The sequence below is a fragment of the Mycolicibacterium hodleri genome, assembly GCF_025822245.1.
GTDB classification, from domain to species: Bacteria; Actinomycetota; Actinomycetes; order Mycobacteriales; family Mycobacteriaceae; genus Mycobacterium; species Mycobacterium hodleri.
The window spans coordinates 33,005-49,757 of record NZ_JACKTL010000059.1 but is presented as its reverse complement, the minus strand read 5'-3'; the positions used below and the strand labels follow the sequence as shown (position 1 = coordinate 49,757).

Genomic DNA, 16,753 nt, shown 5'->3' with positions numbered 1-16,753 from the left:
CGAAACTCCGTCACTGTCGGCTCTGGTCGCCACCATCTCCGACGCCCGCCACCGACGCAACGTCCTCTCCCGACCACCGGTCGACGCGAGGTCGCCAGGCTGTGAGGTTGCTAGTCTTCGGCAATGGAGGGTGACGAGACCGCGGCGAAATCGACTCTTGCCGCGACCAGCTGGGCGATCCTGGCGATCCTGTCCTACGAGGACGAGCTCTCCGGCTACGACGTCAAGAAGGTGACCGAGTGGAGCATTCGGTACTTCTATTGGAGCCCGTCGTTCAGTCAGATCTACACCGAGCTGAAGAAACTCGAGAAGCTCGGGCTGGTCACCTCACGCCTTGACCACGACAACGGCGCCCGCAGTCGCCGCTTGTACAAGATCACCCCCGCGGGCCTGGAAGCGGTCACGCGCTGGGCCAACGACAGCCCCGCCGACCCGCCGATGCTCAAGCACAGCGTCCTGCTCCGGGTGGCGTTCGGCCATTTGGCGGGCGCGACGAAGCTCAAGGAACTGCTGCAGGAGCACGTCGAATTCGCCGAGCGCATGCAGCGCGAGGCCACTCGTGATGCTCATGGCGCCGAAACCCTCGATGCCTGGGCCTACCCCCGCCTCGCCCTGCAGTGGGCGGCCCGGTACTACGCGAGCGAGCGCGAACTCGCCCTGCAGATGATCGGGGACCTCGACGACGCCGAAGCGGCGTACACGCGTTCGGGCGCAGCCTTGGGCGTACCCGGTCCCGGGCCCAAGTACTGGCGCGAGGTCGAACAGCAGGTGGTCTCCGAGGAGGGCGACTCGTCCTAGGAGTGGGCCGCGGTCTCGGCGACGATGTAGCCGTAGACCAGACCCTGCGCGATCGTGGCGCCTGCACCCGGGTAGCTCGCGCCGAAGGCGTTGGCCGCGGTGTTGCCCAGGGCGTAGAGGCCGTCGATCACGCCACCGTCCTCGCGCAGCACCCGTGCCCGATCGTCGACCCGAAGGCCGCCGCAGGTGCCCAGGTCGCTGAGGATCATCTTCACCGCGTAGAACGGACCCTTGATCAACGGACGCAGGTTCGGGTTCGGAGTGATGGTGGGATCGCCGTAGTAGCGGTCATAGGCGCTGCGCCCCCGGTGAAAGTCGGGATCGTCGCCGACGCTGGCACCACCGTTGAAACGGGACACGTTGTGCAGGAATCGGTCTCGCGGCACCCCGATGGCCTCGGCCAAGTCCCCCAAGTCGTCGGACCTGTGGGCGATGCCCGCGTCGTACCAGCTCTGGGGTATCGGCATCCGCGGGAAGAGTTCTGCGGCAAAGACGTAACTGTTCCGGTATTGCTGGTCGAAGACGATCCACATGGTTTCGACGGGGTTGCCGCCGTGTTCTCGATCCAGGACCCGCTGTCCGAACGACATGTAGTCGGCGGACTCGTTGGTGAAGCGGTCTCCGCATTGGTCGACGATGAAGGATCCAGGCAGCGAGCGTTCCGCCAGCATCACCGCCGGCGCACCACCCGGAAGCGGTGCCACCGCGGGGAACCACCAGGACTGCTCCATGAGGTCGATGGCCGCACCGACGTCCTGACCGAGACGGATGGCGTCGCCAGTGTTGGTGTCGGCACCCAGGCTGGCGTGCGACTCAAGTGCTTCGGACTGGAACTTCCACCGCATCTCCATGCTGTGGTCGAACCCGCCCGCCGCCAGCACGACACCTCGGGAAGCAGTGATCGTGTAGTCCTGTCCGCCCTGCTCGACCACCGCGCCGACGACTCGACCGTCCTCGACGATCAACCGAGTCAACGTCGTGTCCGTCCAGATGGGTATGCCAGCCTTGAGCATTCCGGAGAACAAGGCGGCCGCCAATGCTTGGCCGCCCGCCACGTAGCGTCTGCCGAGCAGCAGTCCGCCGACTCCCTGCGCCAGCCGCTTGGCGATGAGGGGCAGGCCCTTACGGGGCACCCGTGCCATCAGGTTCAGCCAGCGGTAGTCCGCGCCGGTCGTCGGCATGGGCACCGAGACCTTCATGACCCCAGGACGTAACCGGGAGCGATACTCGCCGAGGATCGAGGTGTCCAACGGCCGGCATTCACACGTCCGTCCGGCAGCTGACCCACCCGGCTCCTCGGAGTGGTAGTCCGAATAGTCCTTGGCCCAGAACAGCCGCATGGGTGTCATTCGTCGCAACATCTGCACCGTCGGCGCCACGTTCTCGAGGAACGCAGTCGCCCGCGCCGCAGAGGTGGTGCCTGCCACGACCGACTCGAGATAGGTCTGGGCACGAGAGGTGTCGTCGCCCGCTCCCGCCTCCGCCAGCACCGGACTTGCGGGCAACCACAGCGCGCCCCCCGATCGCGCCGTGGATCCGCCGACGACAGAGGACTTCTCGACGATCAAGACGGACATGCCACGTTCACGGGCAGCCAACGCGGCCGCCATTCCGGTGCCCGTGCCGACGACCAACAGGTCGACGGTGGTGTCGCATACGGGCAAGCCGGTGGGAATCGTCGATGAGTGCGCAGTCGTCACGACCGAAAACCTAAGTCGGCGTCCGTCCGTCGCGACACCACTGTCCTGATGAGCGGAACACCGCGTTCGCAGCTACGGCCGTCGGCGGTTCAATTGACCTGAGCCGATCCGCAACCAATCCGAAAGACGGTGCAGATGAGTACGGCAAGCCTGCCTGACGACGTTCGACAGATCGAAGCCGACGCAGCGCCAACCCGATTCGCCCGGGGCTGGCATTGCCTGGGACTGACACGCGAGTTCGGCGACGGCACACCGCACGCGGTCACCGCGTTCGGCCAGAAGCTGGTGGTCTTCCGCGGCGGGGACGGTGCGATCAACGTCCTGGACGGCTACTGCCGACACATGGGCGGTGACCTCACCCAGGGCCAGGTGAAGGGCGACGAGATCGCCTGCCCGTTCCACGACTGGCGCTGGGGTGGCGACGGCAGATGCAAGAACGTGCCCTACAGCCGACGCGTCCCACGACTGGCCCGAACGGCGACGTGGCCCACCCTCGAGCAGGACGGCATGCTCTTCGTGTGGAACGACCCCGAGCGGAAGCCTCCACCAGCCGACGTGACCATCCCGCACATCGAAGGCGCCACCAGCGACGACTGGACCGACTGGCACTGGTACACCACCGTGGTGAACACCAACTGCCGCGAGATCATCGACAACGTCGTCGACATGGCTCACTTCTTCTATATTCACGGGTCGCTGCCCACCCAGTTCAAGAACATCTTCGAAGGCCACGTCGCCACCCAGTACATGAAGAGTGGCGCCCGCCCCGACATCGGCGATCCCGAGGGAGTCAAGCTGCTGGGGACGACGTCGCTGGCGTCCTATCACGGTCCGTCGTTCATGATCGACGACCTCGTCTATCACTACGACGGCGCCGACCAGCGCACGGTGCTGATCAACTGCCACTACCCCATCGACGCCAATTCCTTTGTCCTGCAGTACGGCATCGTGGTCGAGAAGTCGGAGTACCTGCCGGAGGACCAGGCCGTCCAGACTGCGGTCGCCCTGGGTGACTTCGTCAAGATGGGCTTCGAGCAGGACGTCGCGATCTGGCGGAGCAAGGCCCGCATCGACAATCCGTTGCTCGTCGAGGAGGACGGTCCGGTGTATCAGCTGCGCCGCTGGTATGAGCAGTTCTACATCGACGTGGCCGCCGTGACCGCCGACATGGTGGACCGGTTCGAGTTCGAACTCGACACGACCCGTCCCGGAGAGGCCTGGATGAAGGAGATCGAGGACGGGATGGCGGCCAGAGCGGCCGTGTCGGAAACCGCGGGATGACCCCGCGCCCCGACAACCGCCTCGCCGACGTGCCGATGACGCCCATTCGGTGCCGGCGGTGCGCGTCGCGTGTCCTGGTCCGCAAGAGCAGTTGGGCTCAGACCAGCGTTCAGTGGGACGCGGACGCCTCGCAGGGGTGCGCCGAACGCCGCCAGGCCGATCAATTCGCGAGTCGAGGGCGCCTCGAGCCATTCCTGACATGTGCAGCACTGGGCGAGACCATCTCCGACGCGGCGCGCCTCGGCGAACTCACGGTGGTCGACGACGCGAGGCGTTGACTGCAGCGCGGGTGCTCACCCGAAGCGAAGGCCCTACGGCAACGGGTTGTCGTCGTTGTCGGTGCCCGAGTGGGCGTGCCCGATGTCGTGTCCGCCGGGGACCGACACGCATCCGGCCGTGCAATCCTGCATGACGACGGGCTTGGCGTGCCCCTGCACGAGCCGGTACTTCCACGTCGTCTCGATGACGGTGGCGTCGGCGGGGATGGCACCGCGCTCGCTGACGTCGCAGTACAGCGCACGCTCGGTGCTGTCGCAGGTCTCCAGAAGCAGTTCGTGGTCTGCCAACCCCAGCGGATTGCGGATCAGCTTGACGCCGAATCGCTCGATCTTGCCGTGCGCACGGAGCCTCTCGACGATTCCGGCCAGGACGCTCTCGTCGTCGGCGTTCACCGGCGCCGCGGCACCGAGGTCTTCGGGCTGGGTGAATTCCATGTTCACGATGCCGACACCGGCGGCCGTGTCGTCGAACCGAAAGGCCGACCCACACAACGAATCTTCAGGGAACTCCGAGCGGGCGTTCAGCGTCGTCTCGGTCCGACGCGGCTCGGCGACCGCACGTTCTACGAACACCTCACCGGGCGCAGGCTCGAAGTGCCTGTGCAGCAACCACATCGCAAAGCGCTCGCCGGCGTCGCTGTCGACCAGGAACTGGCCGAGCTCCTCGAGACAGGCGGCGTCTGCGGCGCTCAGCTGCCCCACGTCGGTCGCGTCCATGTCCCGCAGCGCCACGTAGTCTGCCACGTCGTGATCCCGGATCGTCAGCATGTGAGTCTCTCTCTTCAGTCTGAAGCCAAGGCCGTCGGACAGCCGCTGCCAGGCCGAACATTAACAGCCAGGCGGCTTTTCGGCGAGATGTCACCACACACCAATTCCCGGATGACCTCCGTCTGAACGTGCGGTGAACGCCACGGGTCGAGCCGGCCGACGCTAGCTGTACTGAATGCGGTGAAGGTCGGCGTACACGCCTCCCAGCGCCAGGAGTTCGTCGTGGCTGCCGTCCTCGGCGATCACGCCGTCCTTGACGACCAGGATGCGATCCGCGCTGCGAATCGTGCTCAAGCGGTGCGCGATCACGATCACCGTCCGATCCTTCATGAGCCGTTTGAGGCCGTCGATCACGGCCTCCTCGGACTCGGCGTCGAGCGCCGCAGTGGGCTCGTCGAGAATGAGGATCGGACTGTCTCGGATGAAGGCGCGGGCGATGCCGATGCGTTGCCGCTGTCCGCCCGAAAGGGTGTGTCCGCGTTCGCCGATGGGGCTGTCGTAGCCGGCGGGCATGCGGACGATGAACTCGTCGGCGTTGGCCAGTCGTGCCGCCTCGACGATCTCGTCCTCGGTTGCCCCCGGGCGGCCGAAGGCGATGTTCTCCCGCACCGTGCCGCGGAACAGCACGGTGTCCTGCAGCACGAAGCCGATCTGCCGACGCAGAGGGTGCAGTTGGTAGTGGCAGACGTCGACGCCGTCGATCCGGATGGTCCCGGCGTCGGTGTCGCGGAACCGCGGGATGAGGCTGACGACCGTCGACTTTCCGCTGCCGGTGGGGCCCACGATGCCGACCATCTGACCAGGCGCGATCCGAAAGCTGATGTCGCGGAGCACCGGGAGGTCCGCGTCGTAGCCGAAGGCCACGTGTTCGAACTCGATCTCGCCGGTCAACGGCGGCGGCTCGACCGCGTCGGCCCGCTCGGGCACCACGTAGTCAGCTTCGAGGATCGCCCGTATGCGCTCGAAGCCGACCGACACCTGTGCGATCGAATTGGTCAGGACCGCCACGTCGCGCACCGGCTGGAAGAACCTGGCGAGATAGGCCAGGAAGACCGTGAGCGTACCCACGGTCGTCGCGCCAGCCAGCACCAGAACCGAACCGCGCCACAGCACGACACCGGTGCACACCGCCACGGCCAAGCCGACCACCGGGGAGAGCAGGGAGGACACCCGCCGAGCCTTGAGCCAGGCGGTCACCGTGTCGGTGCTGGCGCGGATGAGGTGCTGCTCCTCCAAGTCTTGGCGGTCGAAGGCCTGGACGACCTCGATGCCCTCCAGTCCCTGCTGAAGGGTGGACGTCAAGTCGGCCTGGCGTTGGCGGACTTCCCGCGTCGCATTCTTGATCAAGCGGTTGACACGGAAGACGAACACCGCGAGGAACGGCATCACCGTCAGTGCGATCAGCGCAAAGTCCCATCGAAGCGCGAACATCACGACGACCATCCCCGCGATCGTGAACGTGTCGGTCACCAAGTTCAGCGTGGAGACCGACGCGAAGCTCTGGATCGTCTGGACGTCGGTCATGATCGTGCTCAGGACGGCGCCAACCCGGTTGTGGTCGAAGAAGCCGAGCGAGAACAGCTGCAGGCGGTGGAAGATCCGCACCCGTAGGTCGTTGGCCACCGATTGGCCCAAGCTCTCGGTGCAGTAATTGGCGACGTAGAACGCGCATCCGGTGACCGCGGCGATCATCACGGTCGCGATGCCGGCCGCCGCCGCCAGGTGAATCGAGGTGTCGGTGCCGATCATCGGGACCATCCAGGCGATCCACGCTGGCGGCGGGTGACCGCCGATGACGTCGTCGATGACCACCTTCAACGGCCACGGCGCGGCCAGACCCATGAGGGTCTGAACGAACATCGCCGCCAGGATGACCCCTAGTCGCCAGCGATAGGGGCTGAGAAGATCACGAATCAAGCGCGTCACGAGCGCCGCTTTCTCTCGGCGGTTGTTGCGTTGCGAACGGTAACAGCGTCGCGCGTCCGCCGAGTTTCGACGTTGTTCAACCCGAGGGTTGATACTCACCGCACGAGCTGACGTGGCTGCGCCTGAGCCACCACACTGGAGGCTGGTCCGTTGGAAGACTTCACACCCACCATCGACTGGGGTCACGAAATCGTGCACTCTGCGTCGTGGATCCTGTTCGCCTGGATGGCGTGCGCGGCCATCACGTGCCTGTCGGCCGCATTGTTGTGCCGTTACACGACATGGGGGCAACGGTTTTGGCGGATCACGGGGAGCTACTTCACCGGTGCGGCGAGCGTGCCGGTGTGGGGTCTTCTGGCGACGATGCTGTTGTCGGTGATGGTCGAGGTCCGCATCCAGGTGTTGCTGAGCTACTACTCCAACGACCTGTACTCCGCGCTGCAGGTCGCCGTCCAAGGAGTCGCGTCACGGGATGTCGCTCACCGCGACTCCGGGATCCACGGCTTCTGGATGGCACTCGTGACGTTCTGCGTCCTGGCGACGATTCACGTCGCGCGGATCGTCGTCGACACCTATCTGGCTCAGTACTTCATCATTCGCTGGCGGATCTGGCTGACCGACCGTTTGACCACGAACTGGCTCACCGGTCGCGCGTACTACCGCGACCGGTTCAGCGAGACGCCCGTCGACAACCCGGATCAGAGAATCCAACAGGACATCGACGTCTTCACCACCGGCGTCGGCTCGGGCCCCAACGTCCCGACCTACTACTCGACGAGCATCATCGTCTTCGGCGCGGTGGAGTCGTTGGTGTCGGTCGCGTCGTTCACCGCGATTCTGTGGCGGCTCTCCGGGCCGCTGACGGTGTTCGACGTCGAGGTGCCCAAGGCGTTGTTCTGGATCGTCGTCGGGTACGTACTCGTGGCCTCGTGGGTGGCGTTCTGGATCGGTCGTCCCTTGATTGGGCTGAGCTTCCGCAACGAGAAGACCAACGCAGCGTTCAGGTATGCGCTGGTGCGACTGCGCGAGAGCGCCGAGGCGGTGGCGTTCTACCGCGGCGAGCGCGCCGAACGCGACCAGCTGGACCTCCGGTTCCGGGCGATCATCGCCAACTACCGGCGGTACGTGCGTCGGACCATCGGGCTGGTGGGGTGGAACTTCTCGGCGACCCAGGCCGTGTCCCCGTTGCCGTACGTGGCGCAGGCTCCGCGATTGTTCGCCGGCACGATCACGTTGGGCGACGTCACGCAGTCGGCCACGGCGTTCGGCAAGATCCAGAGCGGCTTGTCCTTCTTCCGTAACGCATACAGTCAATTCGCCAGTTACGACGCGGTGATAGAGCGGCTACACGGTCTGGTCGAGGCAAGCGAACGCTCGCAACGACTTTCGTCCCTGGCCTCGCAGCCGAGCACCGACGGATCGGTCGAACTGGTGAACGTCGAGGTGCGCACGCCCGCCGGTGACCGGCTGGTCGACCCTCTGAACGTCACGTTGCGCCGCGGCGAATCCATGGTCATCACCGGCGCCTCAGGAAGCGGCAAGACTTCCCTCATCCGCAGTCTCGCCCAGCTCTGGCCGGCCGCCAGCGGCGCCTGGCGGCGCCCCGCCGGAGACGACGAGACGGTGTTCGTCTCCCAGCTCCCCTACGTCCCCCTCGGCACGCTGCGCGCGGTGGTGTCCTATCCGTTGAGAGCAACCGATCTGGGCGACGACGCCCTCCGCGACGTCCTGACGAAGGTGTCGCTGCCGCACCTCTGCGGTCGTCTCGACGAGGAGCGGGACTGGGCGACGGTGCTCTCCCCCGGCGAGCAACAACGCCTGGCGTTCGCCCGCATCCTGCTGACCGCACCGAAGGTGGTGTTCCTCGACGAGGCGACCTCCGGCGTCGACGAGGGGCTGGAGTTTGCCCTGTACTCCTTGCTGCGCAACGAGTTACCAGATCTGATCGTGATCAGCGTCGGGCATCGCCGTTCCGTCGAACAGCACCATCAGCGCACTCTGGAATTGGTCGGCGACGGTGGTTGGCGTCTCGCCGTCACAGCCAGCGCTTGAGCCCTTCACCGAGTCTTTCCAGGGTGACGATCTCGCGCTCCAACGCCCGGATGACTCGGCGTACGTCGGCTGCCCTGTCCATCAGCCCGGACGCTTGGCACTGCTGCAGTTCGATGTACTTCCTGGCGAGACTGGATTCGGCTCGTGCCCGGATGCCGCTGAGTTCCTGCCGGTAGTACTCCGCTTGGGCGACGTCTGCCTCACGGTTGTCCGCGACGTCTCCGTCGACCACTCCGACCATCCCCCGACGATAGCGGTCCTCAGAGCCCCGTGCCCGGCAAGTGGGACACGTCGCCAACGGGTCCCGCGGCGTCGGCGTTACCCGACGTGGAGACCGGGTCTCCGTCGGCCGTGGGCGCGGCCGCGGGACCGCACATCTCGATGGCCTTCTGGGTGTAGACGCGATAGCCCACGTCCGGGGTGTAGCCGTGGATCTCGGGTGTGTCGAGGTCACGGATGAAGGTGAGGATCTCGCGACTGAAGAGCTGACCGGGAACCAACACGGGAAATCCGGGCGGGTAGGGCGTGACGAAGGTTGCCGATACGACGTCGAGGTCGTTGTCGAGCCGGTCGAAGACTTCGTCACCGGTGAGGTACTCGCAGTTGGTGTCGTCGTAGGACAGGTAGAAGGCTCGCCGGACGTCACCCTCCGGCGTAGGCCGGGCTCCACTGTGGTCACGGAACACCTCGTGGAAGCCGCTGAAGTTCGGCATCGCCGCCGAGCTGGTCGTGAGGCTGCGCACCTTGCGTTCGAACCGGCTGCGCTCGCCGAGGCCCATCTCGCCGATCGCTTCGTCGAGTTCACCAGCGATCTTGACCAGCACCTCGACCAGGAACGCGACCGAGCTGCGGGTCGTGCCGATGTTGGTCATGAACAGCACCGTGTTGCGCGAGGTCTTGTTGATCTGCACGCCGTGGCGGTCCATCAACTGCTCACGCTTGAAGGTGTCACCGTCATAGCCGGTGCGGCCGATCGACAGCGTGATGCGCGACGGGTCGAGCACGAATTCGTCACTGCCCCAGGCGGTCATCATGTTCTTCAGACCAGAGCGCAGCGGCTGCGCGATGTGCGAGTCCCGGAAGTCGTCGGGAATCAAATCCGAGGTTCGCAAGCACACCATGTACCTGCTCAGCAGCGGATGGTCGTCGATGGCGTCGCGGAGCTGCATGGCGTTCTCGATCTGGCGCTGGACCAGCTCGACGCCCTCGAGCGCCACCTGGCGCCGGCCGAGGTCCAGCGAGGCCAGGATCTGATAGTTCGGCGAGGTGGAGGTGTGAGCCATGTAGGCCTCGTGGAATGCCTCGGCGACCTTCTGCTCGAAGTCCTGGTCGAAGACGTGGATCATCGAGCCCTGCCGCAGGGACGTCAGTGTCTTGTGCGTCGACTGCGTGGCGTAGACGCGGACACGGGCATTGGCGGGGTCGGGACGCAGCCTGGCGTTCAGCAGTTCGTCGTCAGAGGTTCCGGCGGTGGCGGTGTGCACGAATTCGGCGTCGTACCCTCGGCGGTACTCTTCGCTCGCCAGCTTGTCGCGCAGTGTGCGGGCCGCGGCCATCGCGGTTCGACCCCGGTACACCGGATGGAAGCGGGCAAACGCAAACCACGCCTCGTCCCAGAGGAAGACCAGATCCGGCTTGATGGCCAGACACTCCTCCATCACGCGTTCGACGTCGTAGACGATGCCGTCGAACGTGCAGTTGGTCAGCGAGATCATCTTGACCCGGTCGATTTTGCCGGCAGCCCTGAGCGCCAACAACTTCGACTTGATCTCGCGCAGCGGAACGGCACCGTACATGGTGTAGTCGGCCAGCGGATACGCCTCGAGGTAGACGACGTTGGCGCCAGCCATCATCATCCCGTAGTGATGGGACTGATGGCAGTTGCGGTCCAACAGGACGATGTCGCCGGGAGCCACCAACGACTGCGTGACGATCTTGTTCGCCGTCGACGTGCCGTTGGTGACGAAGAAGGTGTGGCGACTGCCGTACGCCTCGGCGGCCAGCTGTTGGGCCTCGCGCAACGGGCCCGTCGGCTCGAGAAGCGAGTCCAAACCTCCACAGGTGGCCGATGTTTCGGCCATGAACACGTCGAGGCCGTAGAAGCCGACCATGTCCTTGATCCAGTGCGAGTTGACGATCGACTTGCCTTGACTGATGGGCAGGGCGTGGAACACGCCGGTGGGCCGATGGCTGTACTGCTTCAGCGCACTGAAGAACGGGGTCCGGTACCGGTCGGCCACGCCCTGCAGGATCGACAGGTGCAGTTCCAGGACACCCTCACGGGCGTGGAAGACGCGACGAAAGAAGGGACCGAGGCGACCGGCGATCTGTTCGACGTCGATTTCGGTCATGAGGTACATGTCGAGTTCGGGACGTAGCTCCCGCAGTGACGCCGCCAAGATCTGGGCACGTTCGTCGGGCGACTTGTGGTCGTCGAGTTCCTCGGAGACCCGGGTGTCGACGAAGTCGGCCAGCGTGCGCAGGTCGCGGGTGGACTGATGGGAGAAGCGACGGCGGATGACGACGGCCTGCAGGTTGACGTTCAGCCGTGCGGCGATCAACGCCTCGTCGCCGCTGGCGACGATCACCAGTTCGTAGAGGAACTGGTCGTCCGGCCGGCGCCAACCGCGAACTTCCTTGCGCAGCGCACGTTCCTGCGCCTCGGTCATCTTCTCGACGACCAGTACCTCGAAGTAGAGCTGCTCGGTGTTGCCGAGGGGTTGCTGCTCCAAGGTTCGGGGGTCGGCCGGAAACATGTCGGTGTCGTCGAGGCCCGCGGTGTCCAGCTCTCCACTGCGGTACGACTCGGTGGTGAGGGCACGGTTGATGCGAGCCACCGCATGGGCGAACTTGTCGTAGTGGCCAGCGGTGAAATGCCGTGCCACCCTTGCGAACTGCGGTGTGCCCGGATAGGCCCAGTAGGGCTCCAACGGGGTCAGCGCGGCGAGCAGCTCCCCGCACCTGGCGACGTACTCGTCCTTGAGCTCACCGGTGGTGGTGGTGCGCGTCAGCCGGTCGGCGGCTTCCTCCAGCCGGCACCACGCGTCGCCTCGAAGCTGCCAAACGCTGTTGTACGCGTGCTGCGAATCCTGCGACATTGCCGACCTCCACATCGGTGCGGCACGGCCTGCCGTGCCGCGCGCTGCATCCAATATCGAGTGCTGCCAATGCCTCCCGGTGGCCACGAACCAAACGGCACACGCCGATTCGATGACCACCGCTGTTCGCGACGGACGACACGACATCCGCAGGACAACCCGCGTTCATCTGCGCGAGCTACACAGGACCGGTGCAGACGACGACCGCAGGGACGACGCGATGACCGAACCGAGCCGGCGCGGCGACCCGTCCTCGCGACGCATGATCGACCTGGCCATCGGAATCCTGATGGGACTGCGCGGATGTTCCGAGCGTGACGCGTTCGACGATCTGGTGAAGGCCGTACACGAGACCGGCATCGGTCCGGGGGCGCTGGCTACGGCACTGGCGCATCTGGTCGGCGGCAAGGGCGAGGCAGTTGCCCATCAGACCGAGGCAGCCCTGGTCTGGGGTCATCTATTGGCAGCGCGGGTGGCCTCGGCCGCCGTCGCACGGTGAGACGGGCGAATCGAATGCACGACGAGACGACTGCCGGTAATGCCCGATCGACCTTCGAACAGGCGTTGATCCGAGCCATCACCGAGGGGTACTTTCCGGGCCGGTCTGCCGACCTCGGCGTGAATACCTCCGCGGCGATCGAAGCGATTGCCCGTGAACATCCAGAGGCCGCGGCGACACTGATCGCCGTCGCGTACGACGCGTTTCAGTCCGAATACGGGGCGGTTGGCTGACCCGTTGCGCCAAGTGGCCGCACCGGAATGGTGTCCCCGACAGCTACTTGTTAGCCAGCTCGGCGCGCACCCTGCGTTCCACCAGTAGCGGCACGAAGTCGCGAATCTTGCTGTCTTCGAACCTCGCCTGCACACTTAGCATCGCGGACTGAATCCGATCGGCGGGTAGTTCGGTATAGGTGCTGCTCAGGCGCTCCACCAACTGATCGAGCGCCGCCTGTTCACTCAAGCTGGCCATGACGCGAATCATGCGCTCACAGACGGGCACCGTCAACCCGTCGTTCACCTCCACGACACCAAAACCCAGGTCGGCGAGCGAACATTAGAAATCGATGAGACGATGCCCACATGCCCGACGACGCCGAGGCCGAGGCCGCACAGGCGAGAGCACTCCTCGAAGAACTTCGCCTTCACGTCGAAAAGGTGTCCCGGAAGATCGAGATCGTCGAGCGACGAAATCGGCGCCGCTCGGCGCGAGGAATTGCCCACGTGCACCGCCAGCAGTCCGAGTTGCGCCGAGACCTGTACGAAGCCCACCGACTCATCGACGGTTTGCATCGGCGTTATCCCGAGACGCTGAGGTGTCAGCGCCCCTTCGCGCTCGACCAGGCCGACGCCTGACGGGACCGGTCAGCCACCCAGCGTGTCGGCGCGCGTGGTCGCCACGGCGATGCCGTCCCGCACGAGCACCACGATCGGTGAGCGCGCGCTTGCGGCGCGGTCCTTCACCGCGGCCGCGCTTTCACCGATGCCGGCAAGGGCTGGCACCAGACCGAGGTGGTCCCGGACCGCGGCATGCGACGGCAGCGAACGGGTGGCGTCCAGATCGATGGAACCCAGTATCTCCGCGGCCACCACGGTTGCACCGTCGCGCCGAACGTGAACGGGAAGTGCGGGCAGGCCGTCAGCCCGTCTCCGAGCATCCCCGACGGTGGAATCGATTGGCACGCCGACGTACTCGTGGGACGGGACCAGCTCGGCGACGGCCGGCGCATCGCCGTCGAAGCCCCACCGCGCCAGCCACGAACGGTTGTAGTACTTGGCCAAGTAGTTGCGCCCGGAATCGGGAATGACGACTGCGATCACCGACCCATGCGGTACCCGTTGAGCCAGCGTCCGCGCCGCCGCCACGGCCACCCCGCCCGAGCCGCCCATGAAGATGCCATCCGTGGCGGCCACCAGTCGAGCGGTGTCGAGCGCCTCGCGGTCGTCGACCGTGACGAACTCGTCGACCACCTCCGGGTGATACGACAACGGCCAGACGTCACCGTCGGACTCGGGATGCACATAGTGGCCCACCGATTCGACGTAGTAGGCGCGCCCGTCGCCACCGGAGTACCGCGAGGACGACGGATCGGCCCCGACGACGCGTACCCGTCCCTCCGAGATCGCCTTGAGGTACTCACCGGTCCCGGTGATGGTTCCCCCGGTGCCGACGCCAGCAACCAGGTGGGTGATCGCGCCTCCGGTCTGGTGCCACAGTTCCGGTCCCGTGGTGTCGAAGTGCGCGCGCGGGTTCGCCGGGTTGTCGTACTGGTCGGCGAGCCAGCCGCCGGGGGTGTCGGTCGCAATGCGGCGGGCCAGGGTACGGACGTGCTCGGGGTGTCCGACGGGTCTACTCGAGGCGGTGACGACGACGTCGGCGCCCAGCGCGCGCAGGAAGTCGATTTTGTCGGCGCTGGTCTTGTCGGGAAGCACGGCGATCACGCGGTAGCCCCGCGCGGCCGCGATCAGCGCCAAACCGATCCCCGTGTTCCCCGACGTGCCCTCGACGATCGTCCCGCCCGGTTGCAAGGATCCGTCGGCTTCGGCCGCCAGCACCATGGCGCGGGCGGCTCGATCCTTGACGCTGCCACCGGGATTGAGATATTCGAGCTTCAGAAGAACGTCGACGCCACGGGCAGCGCCGTTGAGTCTGACCAATGGCGTGTTGCCGATCGCATCGGTGATCGAGCCATGGGCGACACCCGCCAGGGTCGGTTGTCCTACGTCCAGCTCGACCACGCCACCAACCCCTCCTCGAGACATGCTGTCGCAGTCAGAATACGAGGGCCTGCGTCGTGCTCGCCGCGGCGAATCTTTCTTGTACGTCGGCCCAGTTCACGACGTTCCAAAAGGCCTTGACGTAGTCGGCCTTCACGTTCTTGTACTGCAGATAGTAGGCGTGCTCCCACAGGTCGACCTGCAGCAGAGGGACGATTCCGAGCGGTACGTTGGCCTGCTGGTCGTAGAGCTGGAAGGTGAGCAGCCGCCGGCCCAGCGGGTCGTAACCCAGGACGGCCCAGCCCGAGCCCTGAAGTCCGTTGGCGGCGGCGGTGAACTGCGCCCGGAACTTGTCGAACGACCCGAAGTGGTCGTCGATCGCCGCGGCCAATTCGCCGGTGGGCTTGTCACCACCGTTGGGAGACAGGTTCTTCCACCAGATGGAATGGTTGACGTGACCGCCGAGATGGAAGGCCAGGTTCTTCTCGTTGAGGAAGATCGCGGCATGGTCGTCGTCGGCGCGCGCCTGCTCGAGCTTGGCGACGGCGTCGTTGACGCCCTTGACGTAGGTGGCGTGATGCTTGCCGTGGTGAATCTCGTTGATCTCACCGGAGATGTGGGGTTCCAGTGCCCCGTAGTCGTAGTCGAGGTCTGGCAAGGTGTAGTCGGCCATGAGATCCCTTTCGTGTCGTCGTCGGTCTCGGAGTGAACCGGAGATGACTGGGCGGCGGCCGTCGCGCGGCGACCTGCCTCATCCCGTACCGACGCTACGACCGACCCGCGTCGCGCTCGACCGTTTCCCTCGCCACGAACCTAACGAAGGTCGACACGACGGACGACGAGCCGATGAATCCGGAAGCGGGGTGAGCCACGCCGGCACGTCTCTGATCACCCACAGTAGAACGTCCGACGAACGTGTAAACCGCATTCGGACTGCGCATTTCGTGATCAATCGGCTGGTTGAACGGCGGACTGGCGCAACCTCGGGTCATCGTCGTGTCACGCTGGGCGAGGGCGGGGCGAGCATGAATCGTCGTCCCCGGTCTCACGCGAGGGCCTCTCTGGGGGTGGCCTCCGCGATCAGTGCCCGGCTGGGAAACCGTTCGCGCAGAACGGGAGCCACCTCAGCCTGGAACAGCTCGAGGCTGCGGCGTTGGTGGCCCGGTGGCAGACCGTCGGCGTCGGCGCTGAGATGCATCACCTCGTGGCCCAGTTGCTCGTGATAGCGGCCCACCTTGTCGACCACCTGCTGTGGGCTGCCGATCAGCGCGGAGCTTCGCTCGACGAGATCGTCGATGGATTCGAAGACCACGGGAAGTCCGCCCCGGCGTTGCGCCGTCAGCCGCGCCTCGAAGATCGGACGATACGCCCGGATCGCTTCCTGTGACGTCGGGGCGACGTGGAAGCCGGCCGTCCCCGCGCCCACCAGCGCCTCCGCCGGCGGGCGGCCGTAGAACTCCCAGCGCTGCCGGTAGTGCCGCACCAAGTCGGCGTAGGGCTCGACGGGGTAGGTGACGTTTGCCGAGAAGAGCGGGTCGCCGTGCCGAGCGGCCAGTTCGACGGAGTCGGCGCTGGTGGCACTGCCGTGCCAGATTCGGATGCGGGGCTGCAGCGGCCGGGGCAGCGCCTTGGCGTTCACCAGGGGCGGCCGGAACCGGCCGGACCAGGTCACCTGATCGCGTTCCCACAACAAGCGGAACAATTCATAGCCCTCGCGGTTGCGATCCCACTGATCGTCGGTGGTGACGTGGAACAACTCCGCCTGCGCCGCACCGTTGCCCTTGCCGATGATCAGTTCCAGGCGACCACCAGACAGGTTGTCCAACGTCGAGTAGTCCTCGAAGGCGCGGACCGGGTCGAGCAGACTCAGCGTCGTCACGGCAGTGAAGAGCGAGATCGTCGACGTTCGCGCCGCGATGTTGCTCAGCACCACCGGCGGCGACGACGAGATGAACGGATCCTCGTGCCGTTCGCCTACGGCGTAGTCGTCGAATCCCAGTTCCTCGGCGAGCACGGCCTCGTCGACGACGTCACGCAGGCGATCGGCGGGACTCTTCTTCTCCCCCGTCAGCGGATTCGAGGTGTGTGCGATGAGTGTCAGCAACAGGAACTTCACGTCAGGACCTCCCCGACCGGG

General features: G+C 65.8%; 16 protein-coding genes. 7 read left to right on the top strand and 9 right to left on the bottom strand.

Annotated elements, in window-relative coordinates; all coding sequences use genetic code 11:
• The first annotated feature begins 123 nt into the window (after window positions 1-123).
• Entirely contained in the window at window positions 124-798 is a 675-nt protein-coding gene (locus H7J06_RS24905) for a PadR family transcriptional regulator (protein WP_264042065.1), read from the top strand.
• Here the strand turns inward: H7J06_RS24905 and H7J06_RS24900 are convergent.
• A complete protein-coding gene (locus H7J06_RS24900; protein ID WP_264042064.1) occupies window positions 795-2,498 on the bottom strand; it encodes a 3-ketosteroid-delta-1-dehydrogenase in 1,704 nt (567 codons plus the stop codon). The two genes, H7J06_RS24905 and H7J06_RS24900, sit on opposite strands and share 4 nt — an antisense overlap.
• A 135-nt stretch (window positions 2,499-2,633) precedes the next feature.
• Here H7J06_RS24900 and H7J06_RS24895 point away from each other — a divergent pair, with 135 nt between their 5' ends.
• A complete protein-coding gene (locus H7J06_RS24895; RefSeq protein ID WP_264042063.1) occupies window positions 2,634-3,779 on the top strand; it encodes a 3-ketosteroid-9-alpha-monooxygenase, oxygenase component in 1,146 nt (381 codons plus the stop codon).
• Complete coding sequence (locus H7J06_RS24890) at window positions 3,776-4,057, top strand: ferredoxin (RefSeq protein ID WP_264042062.1); 282 nt, start codon at window positions 3,776-3,778, stop codon at window positions 4,055-4,057. Before H7J06_RS24895 ends, H7J06_RS24890 begins: the two co-directional genes overlap by 4 nt.
• 33 nt (window positions 4,058-4,090) lie before the next feature.
• On the opposite strand, the gene H7J06_RS24885 is transcribed toward H7J06_RS24890, so the two are convergent.
• Both H7J06_RS24885 and H7J06_RS24880 read right to left on the bottom strand, forming a co-directional pair.
• Complete coding sequence (locus tag H7J06_RS24885) at window positions 4,091-4,801, bottom strand: hypothetical protein (RefSeq protein ID WP_264042061.1); 711 nt, start codon at window positions 4,799-4,801, stop codon at window positions 4,091-4,093.
• A 186-nt stretch (window positions 4,802-4,987) separates the two neighbouring features.
• Window positions 4,988-6,751 carry an ABC transporter ATP-binding protein gene (locus H7J06_RS24880; RefSeq protein WP_264042060.1) on the bottom strand — a complete coding sequence of 588 codons (1,764 nt, stop codon included), beginning with the start codon at window positions 6,749-6,751 and terminating at the stop codon, window positions 4,988-4,990.
• Window positions 6,752-6,901: 150 nt separating this feature from the next.
• Here H7J06_RS24880 and H7J06_RS24875 point away from each other — a divergent pair, with 150 nt between their 5' ends.
• Window positions 6,902-8,803 (top strand): ABC transporter ATP-binding protein/permease, encoded by a 1,902-nt coding sequence (locus H7J06_RS24875; RefSeq protein WP_275079884.1) that lies wholly within the window; start codon window positions 6,902-6,904, stop codon window positions 8,801-8,803.
• On the opposite strand, the gene H7J06_RS24870 is transcribed toward H7J06_RS24875, so the two are convergent.
• Both H7J06_RS24870 and H7J06_RS24865 read right to left on the bottom strand, forming a co-directional pair.
• Window positions 8,787-9,044, bottom strand: coding sequence for a hypothetical protein (locus H7J06_RS24870; RefSeq protein WP_264042058.1), 258 nt, complete (start codon window positions 9,042-9,044; stop codon window positions 8,787-8,789). The genes H7J06_RS24875 and H7J06_RS24870 overlap by 17 nt on opposite strands.
• Before the next feature lie 19 nt (window positions 9,045-9,063).
• A complete protein-coding gene (locus H7J06_RS24865; protein ID WP_264042057.1) occupies window positions 9,064-11,901 on the bottom strand; it encodes an aminotransferase class I/II-fold pyridoxal phosphate-dependent enzyme in 2,838 nt (945 codons plus the stop codon).
• Between the two features lie 220 nt (window positions 11,902-12,121).
• Between H7J06_RS24865 and H7J06_RS24860 the strand changes: the two genes are divergently transcribed.
• Together H7J06_RS24860 and H7J06_RS24855 are read left to right on the top strand one after the other, a co-directional pair.
• Entirely contained in the window at window positions 12,122-12,400 is a 279-nt protein-coding gene (locus H7J06_RS24860) for an ANTAR domain-containing protein (protein WP_264042056.1), read from the top strand.
• A gap of 14 nt (window positions 12,401-12,414) precedes the next feature.
• A complete protein-coding gene (locus H7J06_RS24855) occupies window positions 12,415-12,633 on the top strand; it encodes a hypothetical protein (protein WP_264042055.1) in 219 nt (72 codons plus the stop codon).
• Between the two features lie 43 nt (window positions 12,634-12,676).
• On the opposite strand, the gene H7J06_RS24850 is transcribed toward H7J06_RS24855, so the two are convergent.
• Window positions 12,677-12,925, bottom strand: a complete 249-nt coding sequence (locus tag H7J06_RS24850; RefSeq protein WP_264042054.1) for a three-helix bundle dimerization domain-containing protein — start codon at window positions 12,923-12,925, stop codon at window positions 12,677-12,679.
• A 56-nt stretch (window positions 12,926-12,981) separates the two neighbouring features.
• Between H7J06_RS24850 and H7J06_RS24845 the strand changes: the two genes are divergently transcribed.
• Entirely contained in the window at window positions 12,982-13,254 is a 273-nt protein-coding gene (locus H7J06_RS24845) for a hypothetical protein (protein ID WP_264042053.1), read from the top strand.
• Between the two features lie 9 nt (window positions 13,255-13,263).
• On the opposite strand, the gene H7J06_RS24840 is transcribed toward H7J06_RS24845, so the two are convergent.
• The 3 genes from H7J06_RS24840 to H7J06_RS24830 all read right to left on the bottom strand — a co-directional run bounded on the left by H7J06_RS24840 (window position 13,264) and on the right by H7J06_RS24830 (window position 16,732).
• Complete coding sequence (locus H7J06_RS24840) at window positions 13,264-14,637, bottom strand: PLP-dependent cysteine synthase family protein (RefSeq protein WP_264042052.1); 1,374 nt, start codon at window positions 14,635-14,637, stop codon at window positions 13,264-13,266.
• A 34-nt stretch (window positions 14,638-14,671) separates the two neighbouring features.
• Window positions 14,672-15,289, bottom strand: a complete 618-nt coding sequence (locus H7J06_RS24835; protein ID WP_264042050.1) for a superoxide dismutase — start codon at window positions 15,287-15,289, stop codon at window positions 14,672-14,674.
• Window positions 15,290-15,661: 372 nt separating this feature from the next.
• Entirely contained in the window at window positions 15,662-16,732 is a 1,071-nt protein-coding gene (locus H7J06_RS24830; RefSeq protein WP_264042049.1) for an LLM class flavin-dependent oxidoreductase, read from the bottom strand.
• Between the last annotated feature and the right edge of the window lie 21 nt (window positions 16,733-16,753).